25 protein-coding genes are annotated in these 18,196 nt (G+C 66.8%); 14 read left to right on the plus strand and 11 right to left on the minus strand.

Going from position 1 to position 18,196, the window contains the following annotated elements; genetic code table 11:
• Positions 1-157: 157 nt before the first annotated feature.
• A complete protein-coding gene (locus tag MAY35_RS20170; RefSeq protein WP_006896189.1) occupies positions 158-1,381 on the plus strand; it encodes an IS110 family transposase in 1,224 nt (407 codons plus the stop codon).
• Positions 1,382-1,419: 38 nt separating this feature from the next.
• Here the strand turns inward: MAY35_RS20170 and MAY35_RS20175 are convergent, their stop codons facing one another.
• Positions 1,420-4,461 (minus strand): RND family transporter, encoded by a 3,042-nt coding sequence (locus tag MAY35_RS20175; RefSeq protein WP_238423070.1) that lies wholly within the window; start codon positions 4,459-4,461, stop codon positions 1,420-1,422.
• 86 nt (positions 4,462-4,547) lie between these two features.
• A complete protein-coding gene (locus tag MAY35_RS20180; RefSeq protein ID WP_006896187.1) occupies positions 4,548-5,174 on the minus strand; it encodes a TetR/AcrR family transcriptional regulator in 627 nt (208 codons plus the stop codon).
• A 114-nt stretch (positions 5,175-5,288) separates the two neighbouring features.
• Between MAY35_RS20180 and MAY35_RS20185 the strand changes: the two genes are divergently transcribed.
• Entirely contained in the window at positions 5,289-5,765 is a 477-nt protein-coding gene (locus tag MAY35_RS20185) for a PaaI family thioesterase (RefSeq protein ID WP_006896186.1), read from the plus strand.
• Between the two features lie 402 nt (positions 5,766-6,167).
• Positions 6,168-7,094, plus strand: coding sequence for a DUF4192 family protein (locus MAY35_RS20190; protein ID WP_238423071.1), 927 nt, complete (start codon positions 6,168-6,170; stop codon positions 7,092-7,094).
• Between the two features lie 22 nt (positions 7,095-7,116).
• Here MAY35_RS20190 and MAY35_RS20195 read toward each other — a convergent pair whose 3' ends face one another.
• On the minus strand, positions 7,117-7,278 hold the full coding sequence (locus tag MAY35_RS20195) for a hypothetical protein (RefSeq protein ID WP_238423072.1): 162 nt from the start codon (positions 7,276-7,278) through the stop codon (positions 7,117-7,119).
• 334 nt (positions 7,279-7,612) lie between these two features.
• Here MAY35_RS20195 and MAY35_RS20200 point away from each other — a divergent pair, with 334 nt between their 5' ends.
• The 11 genes from MAY35_RS20200 (at position 7,613) to MAY35_RS20250 (ending at position 12,669) form a co-directional block, all read left to right on the plus strand.
• On the plus strand, positions 7,613-7,762 hold the full coding sequence (locus MAY35_RS20200; protein WP_238423073.1) for a hypothetical protein: 150 nt from the start codon (positions 7,613-7,615) through the stop codon (positions 7,760-7,762).
• Between the two features lie 27 nt (positions 7,763-7,789).
• Positions 7,790-8,224, plus strand: a complete 435-nt coding sequence (locus MAY35_RS20205) for a hypothetical protein (protein ID WP_238423074.1) — start codon at positions 7,790-7,792, stop codon at positions 8,222-8,224.
• 51 nt (positions 8,225-8,275) lie between these two features.
• Positions 8,276-8,767 (plus strand): hypothetical protein, encoded by a 492-nt coding sequence (locus MAY35_RS20210; protein ID WP_238423075.1) that lies wholly within the window; start codon positions 8,276-8,278, stop codon positions 8,765-8,767.
• Positions 8,768-8,812: 45 nt separating this feature from the next.
• Complete coding sequence (locus MAY35_RS20215) at positions 8,813-9,814, plus strand: DUF3560 domain-containing protein (protein WP_238423076.1); 1,002 nt, start codon at positions 8,813-8,815, stop codon at positions 9,812-9,814.
• 662 nt (positions 9,815-10,476) lie between these two features.
• A complete protein-coding gene (gene nrdH, locus MAY35_RS20220) occupies positions 10,477-10,722 on the plus strand; it encodes a glutaredoxin-like protein NrdH (protein ID WP_238423077.1) in 246 nt (81 codons plus the stop codon).
• Positions 10,723-10,741: 19 nt separating this feature from the next.
• Positions 10,742-10,957: a hypothetical protein gene (locus MAY35_RS20225; protein ID WP_238423078.1), complete on the plus strand. Its 216-nt coding sequence runs from the start codon at positions 10,742-10,744 to the stop codon at positions 10,955-10,957.
• Between the two features lie 2 nt (positions 10,958-10,959).
• The gene (locus MAY35_RS20230; RefSeq protein ID WP_197505617.1) at positions 10,960-11,127 is read left to right on the plus strand and encodes a hypothetical protein; all 168 of its coding nucleotides are present in this window, start codon (positions 10,960-10,962) and stop codon (positions 11,125-11,127) included.
• A gap of 31 nt (positions 11,128-11,158) precedes the next feature.
• Positions 11,159-11,845, plus strand: a complete 687-nt coding sequence (locus tag MAY35_RS20235; protein WP_238423079.1) for a hypothetical protein — start codon at positions 11,159-11,161, stop codon at positions 11,843-11,845.
• Between the two features lie 19 nt (positions 11,846-11,864).
• Entirely contained in the window at positions 11,865-12,059 is a 195-nt protein-coding gene (locus MAY35_RS20240) for a hypothetical protein (RefSeq protein ID WP_238423080.1), read from the plus strand.
• A gap of 52 nt (positions 12,060-12,111) precedes the next feature.
• Positions 12,112-12,417 carry a hypothetical protein gene (locus MAY35_RS20245; protein WP_238423081.1) on the plus strand — a complete coding sequence of 102 codons (306 nt, stop codon included), beginning with the start codon at positions 12,112-12,114 and terminating at the stop codon, positions 12,415-12,417.
• 18 nt (positions 12,418-12,435) lie between these two features.
• A complete protein-coding gene (locus MAY35_RS20250) occupies positions 12,436-12,669 on the plus strand; it encodes a hypothetical protein (protein ID WP_238423082.1) in 234 nt (77 codons plus the stop codon).
• Here MAY35_RS20250 and MAY35_RS20255 read toward each other — a convergent pair.
• The 8 genes from MAY35_RS20255 to MAY35_RS20290 form a co-directional block, all read right to left on the minus strand.
• The gene (locus tag MAY35_RS20255; RefSeq protein WP_238423083.1) at positions 12,661-12,867 is read right to left on the minus strand and encodes a hypothetical protein; all 207 of its coding nucleotides are present in this window, start codon (positions 12,865-12,867) and stop codon (positions 12,661-12,663) included. The genes MAY35_RS20250 and MAY35_RS20255 overlap by 9 nt on opposite strands.
• 8 nt (positions 12,868-12,875) lie before the next feature.
• Positions 12,876-13,187, minus strand: a complete 312-nt coding sequence (locus MAY35_RS20260; protein WP_238423084.1) for a hypothetical protein — start codon at positions 13,185-13,187, stop codon at positions 12,876-12,878.
• A gap of 140 nt (positions 13,188-13,327) precedes the next feature.
• Entirely contained in the window at positions 13,328-14,617 is a 1,290-nt protein-coding gene (locus MAY35_RS20265) for a hypothetical protein (protein ID WP_238423085.1), read from the minus strand.
• A gap of 66 nt (positions 14,618-14,683) precedes the next feature.
• Positions 14,684-15,523, minus strand: coding sequence for a hypothetical protein (locus MAY35_RS20270; RefSeq protein WP_238423086.1), 840 nt, complete (start codon positions 15,521-15,523; stop codon positions 14,684-14,686).
• Complete coding sequence (locus MAY35_RS20275; RefSeq protein ID WP_238423087.1) at positions 15,510-15,938, minus strand: hypothetical protein; 429 nt, start codon at positions 15,936-15,938, stop codon at positions 15,510-15,512. The genes MAY35_RS20270 and MAY35_RS20275 overlap by 14 nt, the downstream gene beginning before the upstream one ends.
• On the minus strand, positions 15,935-16,591 hold the full coding sequence (locus MAY35_RS20280; protein WP_238423088.1) for a hypothetical protein: 657 nt from the start codon (positions 16,589-16,591) through the stop codon (positions 15,935-15,937). Before MAY35_RS20280 ends, MAY35_RS20275 begins: the two co-directional genes overlap by 4 nt.
• On the minus strand, positions 16,588-17,457 hold the full coding sequence (locus MAY35_RS20285; protein WP_238423089.1) for a hypothetical protein: 870 nt from the start codon (positions 17,455-17,457) through the stop codon (positions 16,588-16,590). The genes MAY35_RS20280 and MAY35_RS20285 overlap by 4 nt, the downstream gene beginning before the upstream one ends.
• Positions 17,454-17,933, minus strand: coding sequence for a hypothetical protein (locus tag MAY35_RS20290; protein WP_238423090.1), 480 nt, complete (start codon positions 17,931-17,933; stop codon positions 17,454-17,456). Before MAY35_RS20290 ends, MAY35_RS20285 begins: the two co-directional genes overlap by 4 nt.
• Positions 17,934-18,196: the final 263 nt, after the last annotated feature.

Raw genomic sequence — 18,196 nt, forward strand, 5'->3', positions numbered from 1 at the left:
AATCACCTGTTGTCGCTGGTGGCTTGGCGTGGAAGGTCACCCCGGACCGTGACGGGTCGTTTCGGCCGCTGATTGAGATGTGTTCGCGAACTTGTCGCTGTGTAAAGGTGTGCCGGCGAAACCACCCTGACGAGCCAACCGCACACGGAAGGACAGTATGGACGAAAAGATCTGGGTAGGAATTGATGTCGGTCGGCATGCGCATCACGCCGCCGCGGTCGATGAGGCGGGAACGGTGCTGTGGTCTCGGCGGCTTCCCAACGATCAACCGGCGATCGAAGCGCTCATGGACCGGGTCGCCGACATGAAATTCGTGGTGTGGGCGATCGACATGACCGCACCGGAATCGGCGCTGCTGAGGGGTGTGCTGGCTGCGCGGCGCCAGCAGATCCGCTACGTGCCCGGCCGGGTCGTGCACAGCATGACCGGTGCGTTCGCGGGTGAGGGCAAGACCGATGCCCGCGATGCGGTCGTGATCGCCCAGACAGCCCGCCTACGTGGCGATCTCGCCACCGTCTCGGCGCCCGACGACGTCGCGATCGAACTCGACCTGCTGACCGGACATCGCAACGACCTCGTCGCTGAACGTACGCGAGGCATCAACCGCCTGCGCGGCCTGCTGACCCGCATCTTCCCTGCACTAGAACGGTGTTTCGACTACTCGACACTGACCGGTCTAACGTTCCTCACCCGCTTCGCCACGCCATCTGCGATCGCTGCGGTCTCTGACGACGAGATCTACGACCACCTGCGCAGTCACGGCGTCCGCCGACCCACGATCCCGAAGATGATCGACAAAGCCCGTGCCGCGGCGGCCGCGCAGACCGTCACCCTGCCTGGCGAGGCGACCACAGCCCTACTGGTGCAACACGCGGCCACCTCGTTGGTCATGCTGACCCGTCAGATCGCCGACCTGGATAAGCAGATCACCGAGGTGTTCCGCCGCCACCGTCACGCACGGATTCTCGAATCCGTGCCAGGCATCGGCACCCGAAGCGGCGCTGAGCTCGTCGCGATCACCGGCGGCGACCTCACTTCGTTCGGCTCGCCCGCCAGACTCGCCGCCTACGCCGGTCTTGCTCCGGTACCGCACGACTCCGGTAACCGCCGGGGAGCCTTGCGTAGACCCCAGCGTTACCACAGAGGACTTCGCAAGGTGTTCTACATGGCCGCACTCAACAGCTCGCAACGCGACGGCCCGTCCCGCGAGTTCTACCAGCGCAAACGACGCGAGAAGCGTTCCCACGTCCACGCTCTCATCGCTCTCGCTAGACGTCTGGTTGACGTGGTCTGGGCACTGATCCGCGACGGTAGGGTGTGGTTGCCGCGGCCGACCGTCGAGCGGGTGTCAGTCGATGAGGTGGGCGCGATGGCTGGATGACTGGCGGGGCCGGTCAGATCTCGGCACGTGCGTGCGTACTAGCGGGACACTGGATGCGTGTCGGTTCGGGTACTCGGCCACCAGCTTGCTCTGCCGACAAGTGTGGCGATGGTCGGCACAACGATGGTGCGGACGATGAAGGTGTCGAGCAGCAGGCCGATGCCGATGATGAGTCCGACCTGGGTCATGATCGAGATGGATCCGGCCATGAGTCCGAACATGCTGGCAGCGAAGATGAGGCCGGCCGAGGTGATGACTGATCCGGTGTTGGTGACGGTTCTCAGGACGCCGATGCGGATGTTGTTTTGGGATTCTTCGCGTAGGCGAGAGATAAGAAGCATGTTGTAGTCGGCGCCGACCGCGACGAGGACTATGAAGGCCAGTAGTGGTACGGGCCAGGCGATATCGGTTTTGAGGATGTGTTGAAAGATCAGGACACCGATACCCAGTGCCGCGGTGTAGTTGAGTATGACGGTGCCCAGAAGGTATAGCGGCGCGATGAGTGCTCGGAGTAGGAGTATCAGGATCAGGCCGACGATGGTGAGGGTGGCCAACGCTAGGAGTCGGAAGTCTTCGGTGAGTAGACGTTGCAGATCGGCGTTGATGGCGGGGAACCCGGCTATCGCGATGTTGGAGTCCTGCAGGGTTGTGTTCGGTCTGGCGGCGAGTGCGACATCGGTGATTGTGTCGGCCAGTTGCATGGCCTCGGTGCTGTAGGGGTCGAAGCTGGTTTGTATTGCGTAGCGCACGGTATGGCCGTCGGGCGAGACGAACTGGCGAGCGACGTCGACGAAACGGCGGTCTGCGTTGGCCTGAGGTGGGAGGTAGAAGCCGGTTGCTGAGTTTGTTCCGGCGGTCTCGCGGGCGGAGGTTTGTAGTTGTGTGGCTAGCGCGGCCATCCCGGCGAGTTGTTGAAGGTTGCTGTCGATCAGCGCGGATACACCGGCGGCGAGTTGGCGTGATCCCGCCGCGAGTTGACTGATACCTGTTTGCAGTTGGGTGAGCTTGCCGGGAAGGTCTTGGCTGCTGATGCTTCCCAGCGTGGAGCCCAGTGAGTTGACGGTGGAAGTGAGTTGGTCGGTGACTGTTGAGATCGGTGTATCCAGCTGCGCGAGTTGTGTTGACAGCGTGGCGATCTGGTCGAGGGTCCCGTTGCTCAGTAGGGCGTCGAGATTGCGGGTCTGCGCGCGCAGAGCTGCGCACTGCGGGACTTGGGTGCACCAGGGCGCATTATCGAGGATGGGCAGGATCGAGGTCACTGTTGCCAGGGCTGCAGATGTTTGGCGGGTGAGCGCGGCCAGCTGTGGGGCATTCTGAGAAGCGCGATCGAGCGCTGGTGCAGATGCGGCGAGTTGGCGGAGTATCGGCTGGTACTGCTGAATTTGCTGCCCTGCTGTGCTTGCCTTATCGAGGATGCCGGCCAGGGGGGCCAAGTTGGTGCGTACCTGGGTGTCGAGCTGAGTAAGCCCGTCGGCGAGTTGGAATGCGCCGGTACGGAGCTGTTCGAGGTCACCTCGGCGGTTCTGGCCATCGTCGACCGCACCCGCCAGCCGGTCCCCGATCTGACCGTTCTGCCAGGACAGCTCGGCTTGCTCGAGCTTGTCCCCGGTGGGACGGGTAACACCGATGACTCGAGTCACTCCGGGGATCTGGGATACACGTGAGGCCATTTGCTCAAGATCGGCCAGCCCGCTGGCAGTACGGAGATCGATCGGTGCATCTACAACGAGGAACTCAGTGATAGTGACGTCTTGAGGGAAATGACGGTCGAGCAACGCGTAGCCTTCGTTGCTGTCGGTTGTCGCGGGCTGCCCCTCACGATCGTCGAAGGTGATCTGGATGCCCATCGCGAAGACGCTAAGCACGATTAGCCCGACCAGGGTTAGTGCCAGCAGAGGCACAGGACGCCGCACGACGAGCACGGCGACGCGATTCCAGTACTTTCGGGTCAGATCTCGTCTGGGTGCGCCCCAGCCGAATCGCGCCGCCCACAGCAACACCGGTGGTAGCAGGGTGACCGTGGCGAGGAATCCGATGAGGATGGCGATCGCGCATGCCGGACCCAAGGTGGAGAACACGCTCAGCTGACCAAACACCATCGCCAAAAAGGCCAGCGCCACCGTGGCAGCTGAAGCCAGGATGACCCGTCCGATAGTTGCTGTCGCGTCCACGAGCGCAACCTCAGTGGTAGCGTCCTGGCGTAGCCGTTCGTGATAGCGACTGATGAAAAAGACTGAGTAGTCGACCCCGGCTCCGAGCAGGATGACGGTCATGAACGCGACGGTGAACTGCGATACCGGCATACCGAGTTCGCCGAGTGCGGACAAGACCCCGCGGCCCACGCCGAGGCTGACACCGATCACCAACAACGGCACCAGCGCGGTGAACAGCGATCGGTAAACGATCAACAGAATGATCGCGATAAGCGCCACCGTCGCCACAGTGATCACGACTAAATCGCTTTCAGCACTGACGATCTGGTCACTGAAAGTGGCCGTCGGCCCGGTGACATGGACAGTGGTGTCCGTACCGTCAAACACGCGCTGCGCGGTTTGGCGCACGGTCTCCACAGCATGCGTGGCCGTTGGCCCTCCCAAAGTTCCGGTGACCCCGACAGGCAAGTACCAGGCTTGCCCGTCCTCACTCAAGGCCTGGCCGGCCGTCGTCGGATCGGAGAGCAAATCCCGCACTGACTGCACATCGTCGAAATTTTCGCGCAACTGCAGAACGAGCATGTCGTAGCGTTCCCGCGCCACGTCGGTGAACCCGTTCGGGTTCTCCATGGTCACGAAAACAGTGGTCTTGGCGCCCTTCTCACCGAACGCACCACCCATCTGATCGAGTGCTTGAAACGATGGAACCCCAGCAGGGATCGGATCAACAGACTGCTGCCGCACCACCGTCTCCAGCTGGGGAAACAGTATCGCCAAGACGATACCCACAGCCACCCACGCCCCGATGACGAGGAATCTGTGCGCCAAGGTGAACCGTGCCAACCGCCCCAATGTCGTGCTGTACTCGCTGCGTTCCGCCAACCGGCGCGCCGCCAAGCGCCCACCACTTGGACGTTGGACCACCATACGCAGCACCTCACCCTCGACCCAGCCCGTCTACGAAACCGACGGTATCGTTACGGTACTAGCAGTACCGTAGATGGGGAAGGAGGTCAGGAGGTTTGGTGTCGCCGGTGGGCCATGAGGAAATCGTCGACAAGCTGTTCGAGATCGCCAACGGTCATCGACCGAATGCCCGTGAGCTTGGCAAAGACAAGGGGGCCCGCCAGTTGAGTGACTGCCATGGTCAAATCGAGGTCGCCGAGCTCCGCCGTGGCCACGTCACTCGTCAAAACTCGATCGAATGGTTCTCGATACTGCTCGACGACTCGACGACGCAGTGGCGCGAGCGCGTTCTGATCCCCGTCGGATTGCCCGGATTGCCGGGGCTGCTCGGGAAGCATTGCCAACCATGCCAGCGTCGTCAACTGCAGCGGTGCCTGCTCAATAAGCTCAGCCTGCCGCTGCATCAGCTTCAGCAGGTCATCACGGATCGACGTCGTCGTCTCGGGGGTCTCGGCCTGAGGCAACAATCGCTCGAAGGCAGCCGCCACCAGATCTGTGGAGCTCTCGAAGTGACGATACAAGGTGGTGCGAGCAACACGAGACAGTCGAGTGACCGCCTCCACGGTAACGGCTTCGACCCCGCCACTGTTCAGCAAGGTCACCGCAGCATCCAACAAACGCTGACGCGACCGAACCCGCCTCGGGTCAACATCGTCGGAATCGATGGTTTCCACCTGGCCACTCCCTATATAGCCAAAATCACGAACCCCTGACTGCACAACAATACCGTCGGTAACAGAGCGAAACTGCCAGTGGCGGTACCGATTGAAGGCTCAGAAAGGTCACTTATGAGGGGCGACAAACCACTACCAGCACACGCACCATGGTGCATGGGATGCGGCGAAGACAACCCCAATGGCCTGCACCTCGAGGTACACCTGCACGGCGACCACGTCTACGCCGACCTGCAATTCGACGAGCGCCACTCAGGAGCCCCGGGACTCGCCCACGGCGGAGCCATCTCAGCGGCATGCGATGACATCATGGGTTTCACCCTGTGGATCGCCGAGACACCCGCAGTCACCCGAACCCTCACCGTGGAGTATCGACGCCCGGTCCCACTGCACACCCCCGTGCACATCACCGCCTCCCTCGTCGACGAAACCGACCGCGCGCTCTTCATCGAAGCCAACGGTACTGTCGGCGACACAACCTATTTCGCCGCAGAAGCGGTCTTCGTAAAGGTCGACTTGAGTCATTTTCTTCGTCACGGAGACTGGGGCGCCACAGCAGACCTCATCACCAGATTCTTTCAGGCCGACTAGCGACCGCCAGGCACGCCACCAAGCAGAAGAGTCGCCCCGCATCCACCAGCTGGCCCATCCTTGCGCACCCGCATTGAGATCCCCGACTGCCTCGTGCGTCCGGTGTGGTCGCGTCGAGCCTCACTGCTGGCTGTACGGCAGTACGGCACGAGACTGCCGGCTACGCCGTCACCTGATCGGAAGCGGCTACGCCGCGCTGTGAAAAGCGTGGTCCCGGATCGCTTTGCACCTCCGAGCCTATGGCCTCCAGCCCCCGCCACCAAGGCGCGAAATTCTTTTCGCCGCAGGCGGTTGCAGGGCGCAAGCGCCCCGAAAACAATGTCGCTTCCCTCCTTGGTGTCGGTGACCTCCGGCCAGAGTCCTCCGGTAGCAAAGCGATCCCGCACACTCAAAGGAGCGACCATGCACCGCACACTCACCACCGACGCCCTCATCGCTGCGATCCCCGGCCTGATCGGATTCGTCCCCGCCGAGTCGATCGTCGTCATCGGCGCCGAGCTGGCTGTCACCGCCCGCCACGATGTTGCCGAGACCGCCGAGGTTGCCGAGATCATCGCGGAAGCCTTGCGCCTAAACAACATCCCCTCCGCCTCCGTCGTCGCGATCTCCGAGAACATCGCGGTTGCAGACGACGCGGTTGCCACGATGGGCGACACCCTCGTTCGCCACGGCATCGAGACCGACCACCGCATCCTCATCCCCCGCTGTGACCAACCCGCCGTCTACCACGACCTGATCGCCGGGGAGTTCGGCGTCAGCGGCGACTACCGCGACAGCTTCGCCAGCGCCGCGCGAGTGGCCGCAGGGGCACCCATCGTCGCGACCCGCGACGCCGTGCGCGACACCCTGGCCACCACCGACCCCATCACCACCCACGGCGTCGAGCTGCAACCCGACCTTGCCGCCAAGGCCGTCGTGTCGGCCATGGTGCACTGGCCCACCGAGGTCCCGCGTGAGTTGTCCGCCCAGGTCGCCGCCATGATCGGCCACCACCCGGTCTACCGAGACGCATTTCTGCGCACCGCCGCCTACAACCCGCGCTCCGCCGCCGCAGTGTTCACCGAACTCTCCCGCCCGCTCCGAGGCCGGGACCGTGCGAACGTGCTCACCCTCGCCGCCGCCTGCCACTACATCAGCGGGAACGGCGCCATGGCCGGAATCATCTTCGACCACATCGCCGAAACCGACGCCCTGCCCAGCCTCGCGAAGCTGCTCAACCAGTCGCTACAGGCAGGGACGCACCCCCACCGCCTGGCCGGCATGATCCCCGCCGCCGAGACCGTCGACGAACTGTTCGGCGGACACTTCCCCACCCCCAACGACGTGTAGCGCGGTGGGTCGGAGGCTCAGGTCAGAGAATCTGAGCCTCCACCCCCGGCGGCATCGCCTCCCGCCACCACAGATCGGTGCGCGGCGCGTCAGGACCCGACACCGCCCGGCCCTCGGCCACCGCTTCCACCTCAGACACCAGCGGCACCCACAGATCAGCCAACGCGCGCTCCACCTCAGACATACCCACCACGGTAACGGCCACCACAGCGGAACGGCCATGCCGAACAGCCCTGTTGCGCCGAGCTGGCGCCCGGCGACCTACGCGGACCGGCCTTCGGCCGGACTCGGTACCTGTGTCCGGCTGCGCCGGACACGACGGGGGTTTGTTGCCCCCTTCCAGTCTCGTACCTCTGGTCGGCCCGGCGACAAGGGCCGCGAAAAACTAATCCGCCCTACGGGTTTGCAGGGCTGCGCCCCGGATGACTTTTTCGCTGTGAACACCCTTGCACCGACCTCCCGCCGGCGACGAGATGGCAGGTGTCAAACAAACCACCCGGCCGCAGGAGGAACCCACGATGGCACGCCCGACCCGCAACGGCACCCAGCGCGACGTCTTCACCAACACCAGCCGCGCACACCAGAACCGCCACACCATCCGCGCCGCCAAGCGCCAGGCCAACCGCCAGGACCGCGCCGCCGCCCGCCGCGCCCTCCACACCCACTGACCGACCCGAAACCCGAAGGAGCACACCATGACCACCAGCCGCGCCGCACTGACCACCATCCCCGCAACCCTCAGCGACGGCACCACTGCCCACGTCGTCGGCCGCGTCGACGCCTTCCCCGGGCACCCCGACCCCGGCACCCCGGTCGAACCGCTCACCACCGGCACCGGCGAGCCGGTCACCGACCACGACGGCCCGCTGTTCGCGCTCGTGTCGGTGACGTGGGCAACCGAGCTGACCACCATCCACGCCGACACCGGCACCTCGCGCACCGAGTATGTGCCCGGCCTGCTCGGCAGCCCATCCGGTACCAGCTGGTACCTCGCCCCCGTCACCCCAGGCCAGCACGGTTTCACCCTCACCGGCCGCCACGCCGCCGGACACCGCACCGCGACCCTACCCGCCCTGGACAGCATCGACGCTCCCCGACAGGTGAAAGTCCACGACCACCCGCTGCGGTGAGCGCCCGCAGCTCCACAACCCGCACACCCACCACCGGGAAGGACCCGACCCATGACCGCCACCCTCACCACAGACACCTACAGCCCCGCCGTCGTGCCCGCCGACTACGCCGCCACCCGAGCCGGCTTCCTCTGGACCGCCGCGAACCTCGCCGCCGACACCCGCCGCCGCAGCGGTCACCGCATGCTCCTCGACGTCGACCTCCTCGCCTGGACCCTCGACACCCTTACCGAGCACCACCCCCGCCGCGAACGAACGATCGTTGCGACCTACCCCGCCGTGTGCGCCGCTGCACGACGAGCCGCCGCAGCCACCAACCGCCACCTCACCCCGGCACTGCACGGCCCCGCCGGCGCCTGGATGAGCTGGCAGCAGACCGTCATCGCCCACGCCCGCGCCGACCACCGCCACCCCGGACCGCAGCTGTGGGAGATCTTCGCCCGCGCCGCCACCGCCGCCAGCCAACCCGGCGACATCACCGAGGGACTAGTCCCCGGCCGCTGGCCCGACATCGACCGCCACCGCGCCAACCACGCCCACTAACCAACCCTCGTCACCCATCCACCACACAGCCCGGGAAGGCACACCATGACCACGATCGACATCACCCACACCGCCGCTGACGGCACCCTCGCCGACGGCATGATCCGAGGAGACGGCACCTACGAAATACTGCGCGCGAACGGGTTTCGCTGGTTTCGTTTGCTCGGCATGATGGGGATCCAGTCCAGCCGTGACCGCCAGCCCAACGAGCACAAGATCACCCGCGCCGCCCGCGCCCTCGAAGAGGCCGGCCACACCGTCACCGTCGAGATCGACCGCACCCACCGCGACCCCGCCCAGGCCGAAGCCGACCGCGCCGACCGCCAAGCCGACCGGGTGGCCGCACTCGAGAACAAGGCCGACCGTCGCGCCGCCGAGGCCGAGGCCGCATGGAACGCCGAGCATCGGGCCGCCGCAGCACTCCCCCCAGGCGGCGAGCCGGTCAAGGTCGGACATCACAGCGAAGGCCGGCACCGCCGCGCGATCGACCGCGCGCACAACGCCCTCGGTAAAGCCGTGGCCGCCGACCGAGACGCTGACCACGCCGCTAACCGCGCCGAATCCGCCGCCCGGACGACTGAACTCCGCTACAGCCCGGTGACCGTGGCGAACCGGATCCAGAAACTCGAAGCAGAGCAGCGCGCCGATCAACGCGCCCGCGACGGACACACCCGAACCCTGTTCACCGACGCCCGAGGGATGAAGCACACCGAGAAGACCACCGCCGCGACCGGCGAGTACCGCGAACGCATCATCGCCCGCATGGCCGAACGCGCCGCGAACATCACCTACTGGCAGGGCATCCGCACCGCCCAGATCGCCGACAGCAAGACCGGCGACTACAGCCCCGACACCATCACCGCCGGTGACCTGGTCAAGATCCGTCACCACGGTTGGACGCCCGTGCTGCGCACCAACAAGAAGACCGTCAGCGTCGAAACGCCGGCACCGTTCGGCGGCCGCATGATCCGCCACACCGTGCCCTACCCCGAGATCCAGGGCCACCGCCCCCAGAGCGAGACCGCCGACACCGCCGAAGCGGTCTGACCGCCGAGCCCGGACCCACCCCGCGCAGGCGGGGCGGGTCCGGTGCTTCGGGCATCGAACCCGAAGCACCGCAGGCGCTGCGCGCCACGCCCGGCACCCAGCGTGCCCACCCTCGCGAGCGGCACACCCGACATTGTCGAAGGCGGACAGCAAACTCACTCTTTGTTACCGTGACCGGGCGGTCCTACCGGGCGTTGCCACACAACCTCACGACGACCGCACCTCACAGGACGGAAAGGGTGGGGGTGTGAACCCCCCCGATGTGCACACCCCTACCCTCTCCCCTCTCCTGGAACGCATTTCAGACGCACGCGCTGACTGACGGCCCGGCGAGTATCGGCGCTCACCGCCCGGGGCTTTGCCTGGCCTGCCGAATTGTCATGGCGCCCAACCGGACCGCGTCAAATCCATTTCGGCAACAACTCGCCACGCGCTCTGCCTCGCTCCCGCTCGGCGCCGCTTATATCGCGGCGACTTCTTCCCTGCACTCCATTGACACCCCCCGGCCGGGCGTATGGGCGGCAGATATCAGGAAAAGCACCACCACCAGACACCCTGAAAACGAACTGTGAGCAGCGTAAATGCTTGCGCGACAATAGAATACGCGGTACAATCGACGTACAGACCAGCACTCGCGACGACACCAGAGAAGGGCCGACACCATGAGCGAGAACACCACGATCACCGTCTACACCAAGCCCGCGTGCGTGCAGTGCAACGCCACCTACAAAGCCCTCGACAAGCAGGGGCTCGACTACCGGGTGGTCGACATCAGCACCGACGAGGCCGCGCGTGACTACGTGATGAGCCTGGGCTACCTGCAAGCCCCCGTCGTTGTCGCCGGCGACACCCACTGGTCGGGGTTTCGTCCCGATCACATCAAAGCGCTCAGCACACAGGCCGCCTGAGGCGAGGAGGAGATCGACGATGACCACCACACTGCACCACCTCGAAGTGGCCGAGGCCGAGCTGTACGACGAAGCCCGCGCCTGGATCGCTGACTGCACCGACCAACTCCCCGCCGACTGCACCGACCTGACCGACCCCGAGGTCCGGGCCCTGATCGCCGGCAACTACACCGGCGGTTGGGATGCATTCGTCGACACCCTCACCCATCCCCACTACCCCCACCGGACACGATGACGATGGCAACCACCGACTACGCAGCACGCGCCGTGACCTACTGGGCCAAATCTGAACTGGCCTACGCAGACGGCGATCCCCACACCGGCGACGAGCTCGCCGAACAGGCCGCCCAATGCGAACAGTGGGCACACGAAGACCTCACCGGCGTCCGCAGCGACGTCGCCTAACCCGCCGCCGATACAAACAAGGAGACAGCAGGTGATCGTCATGGCCGAGAATCCCGACGTCGCACACCGCGACTTGCCGCAGCCGCCGGCCACCGCGATCGAACCGCTGCCCGAACTGGAAACCGTTGCCAGCGGTGATGACCTCACCCTCACCGGAGCCGCCGGTGAAGACACCGCCGAGTTCGACAACACCCTCGCCCTAGAGCTGGACATGCTCACCGCGTTGTTGTGGGCACCGCCGGCCCGGGCCCGCCAGGTCGTCGAGGCGCTGATCGGGTCCCGCGCCGACCGCGACGCCGGCACCCTCAGCACCGTGCTTGCCGCCGGTAGCGTGATCTTCCTCAGCGCCGTGCATCAGGACGTGTTTGACACCGTGGTGACGTTGCTCGACGAAGGCAGCCCCGCCACACCCGTTCTGGTCAATGCGCGTTTTGCCGATCGAGGACTGACCACCCGCACTCGCAGCGTCATGCTCGAAATCGCCTCCCCGCGACACGGCCGCCCCGTCGCCGACAGTGCCGATCTGCCCTATCTGGCCGCTGCCCTCGTCGACGGCTGGTACCGCCGCGGCTACCGCGCACTACTAGCCCGTATGACCCAAGTGACCGCCGAGCGCCCCACCGCTGAACTCGCCGGCCACTGGGCCGCCCTCACCGGCCACCAGCAGACCGCCGAAACCCGGTGGCTGGCCATCCGCGACACCCTCGCCCGCATCTGAGCCGATTGGACCGCCCGCCATGACCGACGACGATCCCGACGTCCAGGACCGCGAGATCCAGGACCTCGCCGCCACTATGCGCGAGCACGGCCGTAGCTGGGCCGACATCGCCCACGACCTCGCGCTGCCCGAGGCCACGGTCAAACTCGCCGTCGCGCAAGCCCATCAGCGCGCCGCAGACCTCGCCGCCCGCGACCAAATCGCCCTGTTCTGAACCATGCAGCGCCTGCGCCACGACCTCTCGGACCCCGGGGAAGGATGAAGCCATGAACGTCACCGTCCACGACCACGACCGTGGCCACTACGAGTGCGAGAAGGGCACGTTCACTGATTTCCCGCTGACCATGGAAGCCGATGAGGCGCCGCCGCGGTTGGCCGCGTTTTCCCGGTGGCGCGTCGACGGCGGACGCATTCGTCGCCGCACCGTCAACGGCGTCACCTACGCCGACATCACCCACCAGAATCGGGTGTGGACCTACCGACTGTCCCCGGCCTACACATGGACTCCCTCTCCATCGGGCGGGTTCTCCCAGTGGCCGCACTCTTTCGACGTCGGGGAACTCCCCGACTGACGGGGTAATGATGTGGCGATGACTGAGTCACGATGGATCGGCCGTTGGCCGGAGTTGTTCTCGGGTCTCACCGACCGCCAGGTCCGTGGAGTGGTGCAGGCGATCGACAACAACGTCCTCGAGGGCTGGGACCCGCAACGTGACGACATCGAATTTCTGACTCGCTCGGCGCGCGGTGAGTTCACCGAGAATGAGGAAGTCGCCGAAGTCCTCGCGCTAATCGCCCACCGCCGGGTGCGCGGGTCAGATTAGGACGAGGCCCGCGAACAGCAGGGCGGCGCCGCCAGCGAGATAGGCGGTGAGTGTCCGGATCTGGGTGGACACATTGATGCTCGCGTTGCGGTGCAACGCTTCACATCCGACCCACACGGCGATGAGGACGAGTGCGACAACGCCCACTCGTCCTTGTGTCGGGCTCAGTCCGAGCCAGGCGAAGAGTTCTGTGGCCATCCCAACCCTCAGTTGCGGCTACGGCTGCGGCCGGCGGTGTTCGCTGATGCGCCGAAGCCCAGGAGCATGAGCCCGGGTAGTAGGCAGAACGTGGTGGCGACGCCGACGAGGAGGGCGCGCTGGACCAGTGGTGTCCAGGTGCGGCCCGGGTCGTAGTAGGGCGAGCGGCCGGGGTAGGGGTTGGGTATCCAGCGTGCCGGTCGGGGTGGGTCGGTGAGGTAGCCGATGAGCAGGGCCAGCAGCCCGAAGAAGACGCCCACGACGAGCAGGCAGAGGATCGCGATGACGCCAGTGTCCATGATGTGGTCCTGCTTCCTCATGCTCGAAAGGTCTCCGCGCCTCTGCGGGTTGGCTGTTTGTGGTTGGTCCGTGCCTATCACGTCCCGCTGACACTTGCACTGGCTTGCCGGGTGGGAGGCCGCACCCCTCGTGACGGCCTCCCACCCGCTCACCGGATCGGTTACCGCCCGGCGGGTGCGGGGGCGTGGGGCCAACTCACGGTCAGCCCGGGGACGGCTTTGCTCAGTTGGTCGGTGACGTCCTTGGTGACCTCACGGACTGCCTTTTGCGCCTGCGGTGCGGCTGCGCCCAGGACTGCATAGGGGGCCTGAGCTTGTTCGCCGGACCACCCCGCCCGGATCGTCTGACCGGCCACGTCGACCGAGGCCGACACGTCACCGCGGACGTTGACCTGATAGTCCACGGCCGGCAACCCGGCGCGTGCTGCCTCGGGTGCGGGCAAGTGCACCTCGAACTGGTTCGGTCCGGTCGGTGCCTGCTGCGGAGCGGTGCGCGGCCGGGGTTCGGGCTGGCCGGGGAGCCGCGGCCGGGCCGGGTTCGCGCCCGGGTCCCCGGCGCCGAGAGCGTGCGCCAGGAAACCGCCGAGGGTGCCGCCGGCGATGCCGCCGACGACTGCGGCCGGGATTCCCAGAGCGGCAGCACCGATCGCCGCACCCGCGCCAGCGCCGATGAGCGCGCCAGTCCCGGTGTGGGCACCGGGGAAGGGCACAACGAACGTCGAGCCGATGATCGCGCCGGTGACACCACCGATCAGGGCGCCCCCGACTCCGCCGGTGACCGCGGCGGGAACGCCGAGGGCGAGCGCACCGGCGGTGCCGCCGCCCATCACGCCGATGATCGTCGCCGCGGCTTGGCGCGACGCCTCATCTTCGGGGACACCCACGCTGATCAAGCCCTGAGCGATCTTCGCTTCGCCGTAGGCCGACCAGGCGTTGATCGAGTTGATTTGTTCCTGGGTGATACCGGGGACCTGCTTCTTGACGTCGGTGACGGGCACCACGTAGTTGCCCACCCGCATCATCTCGGGCGGGGGTGCGATCGGCTTCACCGGCGGCGTCGGCTTCGGCGCGGTGTAGGCGCGCGGTGGTGCCGGGGTGTACGGCCGCTCATAGGTCGGTTCGTTGTAGGTCTGCGGTTCGACGTAGGGCTGGTACGGCGCTTCCTGCGGTGGCGGCGGGATGAACCCGCGGCCCGGCGGGGTGGCCGGCGCGGGCGGAGGTGTGGTAACTCCGCCTTGGTCGTCAGGAGTCGGGGTGTCGGTGACCCCACCCTGACTCGGCGGGGCCGGTGTCACTCCGCCTTGGTCGGGAGTGGCCAGCGCGGGCGCGGCGGACAGTCCGAGCCCTGCGGTCACCGCGGCCGCGAGCACGGCGGCGGTGAGGTGGTGGTGGCGGCGCGAGTGTTCGGGGTTGGCGCGGTGGCGGGCGGTGGGGCTGTGAGTAGACGGCATGACTGGCTCACGGTCCTTTCGGTTGTGTTGGTGGGCTGCTGAGGTGGCAGTCCAGGTGATTCGTTGTTAGGTGATCGCCTCGATAGAGACGATCCAGCTCTTTCCGTCGGCGGTCGTGGTTTGCACACGCTTGCGGAAGACGGTCGGGGCACCTCCTCCCGGTGCGGTCTCGGTGAGTTCGACGGTGTAGAGGCCTTTGCCTTCGTCGGTGATCGACAGACAGTGGCGGGTTCCGGGTATGCGTTTGTCGATGAAGGGCTGCATCTGTTGCGCGCTGCCCATCCGGGCCGCGGGTGTGCCCAACGCTCGCGCGGCCACGGCGTCGCGACGCACGTAGTAGGCGTAGTCAAATGCTTTGACTACGCCGACGCCGGAGGATTGGTCGCCGCGGTCGCGGCCGGTGGTGACGTTGCCGCGCACCGTCGAGGGGCAGTCGGCATCGGCTGCGGCCGCACCGTTGGTCGGCTGCTGCGCCGTCGACGTCAGTGCCTGCACGGGATCGCGTGGCGCGGGCTGGTCGGTGCCGGGCAGGACCAGCACGAGACCAGTACCGATCACCACGGCCGCGGCGACGACCGCGCCCAGGAGGATCGCACCACGCCGCAATGCGCGTGACCGCCCGCGATCGGGGCCCCGGTCGGCATCGCGTACCGCGGTGGGTCGGGTCGCCGGTGGAGTCGCCGCAGGAACGGTGCCGAAGTGGGGAGGCACGAAGTCGTCGACCTCGTCGAGGTGCGCACCAGGCTCGTCGAGGTGCGCATGAGGTAGGTGACCGTTGTCCACCGCCGGTGCTGCCTCTGTCGGTGCCGGGTCGGTCGCAACCGGTTGGTCAGGCTCGGGGTCGGGCCACTGGTCGGGGTTCCACGGTTCGGGCGCCGGTGGTGGCGCGGTCTTAGTGCGTTTCATGGCGAGGTCCTTCCGTGATGGGTTTTACGAGTCCGGCTTTGGTGGCGATCGCGGCCTGCATCCAGTCGCTCAGTTGTGGGTAGGTGCGGCGTTCGGTCCACCACGCGTCGCGGGCACCCGCCCAGATATGGGGTTGGCAGGTGAAGGACCGCCGACGCCGGGGCGGTCCGGCGGTGGTGCCGTCGCGGCGACCGGGAGGGATGCGCGCCGGTGCGCTCGCGAGCTGCCCGCCGTGGAGCGCGCGGGTGGTGTCGACGGCTTCGGCGATCGCGGTTTCGAGCCAGTCGGTCCACGCCGGGTGCTCGTCGAGCTGGTCGGCCCAGGCGTGTTTCGCGGCGTTCCAGATGTCGTCGGTACAGGAGAACGACTGCCGTTCCCTCGTCCACTCGCTGCGCTCAGGGTGGTGCTCGCTCATGTGGGCTCCTTGCGGTCGTGGGCGATGGTCTCGCCCATCCTCGCAACGAGTCCGAGGACAACAACCCCCACCAGTGCGACCGCGGCGATGGCGGGAATGCATTGCTGCACGGGCGCGTCACTGACGATGATTCGGGCGGTGACGAGCAGGCCGGCAAGTAGTGCCGCGATGCGGAAGAACACCATCGGCATGGGCAGCACGAGGGTCATGACCCAGGCGAGTGCGCCGGCTACGAGTGTGGCGGCTACCGCCAGCCACACCGCTGCGCCGACGTCGACCGTGTCGGCGGTGGGTGCGCCCGGTTCCCGGACGTAGAAGTCGCCGACCGCGCCGACAATCCAGACCGCCACCGTCGTGACCAACCATGCGCCAAGGCCGGCGATCACAGCGCTCACGGCGACGCCACCGATGTAGCGGTACATGGTCGCCGAGACCTCGCGCAGCCGCGGTGTGCGGGTGGAGCTGCGGTCGTCGAGGAACGGTTGCGCCCGGGCGATAGGGGTGGGTTCGTGCGGACTGGTGGTGTCGCTACTGCTGAACGGTCGGGTCGGCTCGATCTGTTCGCCGGTGTAGGGGTCGCGGTGCGGGTCGCGGTTGTAGGGGTCTTGGTTGTAGCCGTAGAACCGGCCGTCGCGGTCGTGCGGGCTGGTCATCGGTCCTCCCCTTGCGTGTGGTGCACAGTCACGCGCACACCGCCGGCATCGGTCGCCGGTGCGAGGTGGTGCGGCCACAGCTCGTCGAGCGCGGCGGCGTCGAGCGCGGTGTGCTCGAGGAGGGCTGCCGTGATTGCGTCGAGCTCGTTGCGGTGGGCGTCGAGGATGTCGCGGGCGCGGGCGATCGCGGCGACCAGGAGACCATCGCTGGATAAGTCCGCATCGACCCCCTTGGGGTGGTGGTCGAGTGCGAGCAGCGTCAAGGCCCGACCCCGGGCGTCGACGAGATCCAGTTCGGTGCCGGCGGTGGACAGTTCGCGGTGGGCGTCGACGTCGGCGGTGTAGGGCGCCACCGATATGACCAGTCGGAGCCATTGCCGGTCGCCGTAGCTGAGGTCGGGGACGATGGTCTCGGTGACGCCGCCGGTGGAGTTGCTACGGGTACGGATGTCGACGGAGTGGACGGTGGCGCCGAGAGCGAGAGCGGCCACGGTGTGGGCGGCCTCGTGGCGCGCACGGCGCTGCCACTCGCTCGACCAAGCGCCGCCTGCAACGGCGACGGCGACTCCGGTGTCGACAGGCACAGGGAAGCACCGGGACGCACCCGCAAAGCACCGGGACGCACCCGGGACCACAGACAGGACGCGCAGTCCGACACTCACGGCGAGAAGGACAGTGCCGACCGCCGCGACGAGTCGGACGAACACCTCACGGTCCTGCACGTAGTCCCACAGCGCACCGCCGAGACCGGCATTCCATATCGACAGCAGCACCACGCCGAGGAGCACGCGGCCCGCGAGTGCGGAGACCTCTGATGTCGTGATCGTGCGCACCGCCTCTGCGGCGGCGGCCCTGACGCGATTCATGCGGTGCGGTCCAGCGGTGCGTCGGCGGGCGGCGTGGGTGCGGGTGTGGTGTCGGTGGGTGCCGACGGTTGGTCGTCTGTTGATGCTTTGTCGTCCTCGGTGGCGGTCGATGCGGAGTGTCGCGCGCGGGCGGCGGTCAGAGCGGCGTCGGGGCGCAGGCCGATGCTGGCCAGCACCGAGGGTTTCGCGCCGGCTGCCTTGGCCGCCTCGAACGCGGCGAGCACGGCGTCCTCGTCGGCCCACTGCTGCTGCGCGAGCGCTTGCATCCGGTCGAAGGTGTCGCGTAGCGAGTTCGCGTCGGTCCACCACGACCGGGCGGTGAGCGCCTTGGCCTGGCGGTCGCGGTCGCGGCAGGTCGCCTCGTAGGTGGCGACCACCCCGGACAGTTCGGCGATGCGTGTCTCGACGCTGTCGGACAGAAGTTCGCGGCGGTAGGCGTCCAGTGCCTCCTGCGCCGCGGTTGTCTTGGAAGCCATCTGCTGGCCACTCCCCTCTGCTCGGTGTGTCGGAGCGGGTGGCAACCCGCTACATTGTTTCTAATGTATCTAATGGTTCTAAATCAAGCACCTCGGGCGGCGCGGCGAGCCGGGGTAGGCGTCGCGACCCACGGCCTGACCGTCCGTTGTCCCCAGCGCTTGCGACAGAACTCCCGCCCTTCCGTAGGAGGACTACCTACCGGAATTCGCGGGAGCAAGATATTCCAAAACCGGCCGGTTTTGGCTTGCGCTGGCCGCGGGCG

Origin of the sequence: Gordonia sp. 'Campus' (genome assembly GCF_022206305.1) — a bacterium.
GTDB lineage: Bacteria > Actinomycetota > Actinomycetes > Mycobacteriales > Mycobacteriaceae > Gordonia.

What these genes read in the sequence shown, in the direction of transcription:
- MAY35_RS20170 (WP_006896189.1), top strand. Translation starts at nt 158, where the DNA reads ATGGACGAAAAGATCTGGGTAGGAATTGATGTCGGTCGGCATGCGCAT.
- MAY35_RS20175 (WP_238423070.1), bottom strand. Translation starts at nt 4,461, where the DNA reads ATGGTGGTCCAACGTCCAAGTGGTGGGCGCTTGGCGGCGCGCCGGTTG.
- MAY35_RS20185 (WP_006896186.1), top strand. Translation starts at nt 5,289, where the DNA reads ATGAGGGGCGACAAACCACTACCAGCACACGCACCATGGTGCATGGGA.
- MAY35_RS20190 (WP_238423071.1), top strand. Translation starts at nt 6,168, where the DNA reads ATGCACCGCACACTCACCACCGACGCCCTCATCGCTGCGATCCCCGGC.
- MAY35_RS20195 (WP_238423072.1), bottom strand. Translation starts at nt 7,278, where the DNA reads ATGTCTGAGGTGGAGCGCGCGTTGGCTGATCTGTGGGTGCCGCTGGTG.
- MAY35_RS20200 (WP_238423073.1), top strand. Translation starts at nt 7,613, where the DNA reads ATGGCACGCCCGACCCGCAACGGCACCCAGCGCGACGTCTTCACCAAC.
- MAY35_RS20205 (WP_238423074.1), top strand. Translation starts at nt 7,790, where the DNA reads ATGACCACCAGCCGCGCCGCACTGACCACCATCCCCGCAACCCTCAGC.
- MAY35_RS20210 (WP_238423075.1), top strand. Translation starts at nt 8,276, where the DNA reads ATGACCGCCACCCTCACCACAGACACCTACAGCCCCGCCGTCGTGCCC.
- MAY35_RS20215 (WP_238423076.1), top strand. Translation starts at nt 8,813, where the DNA reads ATGACCACGATCGACATCACCCACACCGCCGCTGACGGCACCCTCGCC.
- nrdH (WP_238423077.1), top strand. Translation starts at nt 10,477, where the DNA reads ATGAGCGAGAACACCACGATCACCGTCTACACCAAGCCCGCGTGCGTG.
- MAY35_RS20225 (WP_238423078.1), top strand. Translation starts at nt 10,742, where the DNA reads ATGACCACCACACTGCACCACCTCGAAGTGGCCGAGGCCGAGCTGTAC.
- MAY35_RS20230 (WP_197505617.1), top strand. Translation starts at nt 10,960, where the DNA reads ATGGCAACCACCGACTACGCAGCACGCGCCGTGACCTACTGGGCCAAA.
- MAY35_RS20240 (WP_238423080.1), top strand. Translation starts at nt 11,865, where the DNA reads ATGACCGACGACGATCCCGACGTCCAGGACCGCGAGATCCAGGACCTC.
- MAY35_RS20245 (WP_238423081.1), top strand. Translation starts at nt 12,112, where the DNA reads ATGAACGTCACCGTCCACGACCACGACCGTGGCCACTACGAGTGCGAG.
- MAY35_RS20250 (WP_238423082.1), top strand. Translation starts at nt 12,436, where the DNA reads ATGACTGAGTCACGATGGATCGGCCGTTGGCCGGAGTTGTTCTCGGGT.
- MAY35_RS20255 (WP_238423083.1), bottom strand. Translation starts at nt 12,867, where the DNA reads ATGGCCACAGAACTCTTCGCCTGGCTCGGACTGAGCCCGACACAAGGA.
- MAY35_RS20260 (WP_238423084.1), bottom strand. Translation starts at nt 13,187, where the DNA reads ATGAGGAAGCAGGACCACATCATGGACACTGGCGTCATCGCGATCCTC.
- MAY35_RS20265 (WP_238423085.1), bottom strand. Translation starts at nt 14,617, where the DNA reads ATGCCGTCTACTCACAGCCCCACCGCCCGCCACCGCGCCAACCCCGAA.
- MAY35_RS20270 (WP_238423086.1), bottom strand. Translation starts at nt 15,523, where the DNA reads ATGAAACGCACTAAGACCGCGCCACCACCGGCGCCCGAACCGTGGAAC.
- MAY35_RS20275 (WP_238423087.1), bottom strand. Translation starts at nt 15,938, where the DNA reads ATGAGCGAGCACCACCCTGAGCGCAGCGAGTGGACGAGGGAACGGCAG.
- MAY35_RS20280 (WP_238423088.1), bottom strand. Translation starts at nt 16,591, where the DNA reads ATGACCAGCCCGCACGACCGCGACGGCCGGTTCTACGGCTACAACCAA.
- MAY35_RS20285 (WP_238423089.1), bottom strand. Translation starts at nt 17,457, where the DNA reads ATGAATCGCGTCAGGGCCGCCGCCGCAGAGGCGGTGCGCACGATCACG.
- MAY35_RS20290 (WP_238423090.1), bottom strand. Translation starts at nt 17,933, where the DNA reads ATGGCTTCCAAGACAACCGCGGCGCAGGAGGCACTGGACGCCTACCGC.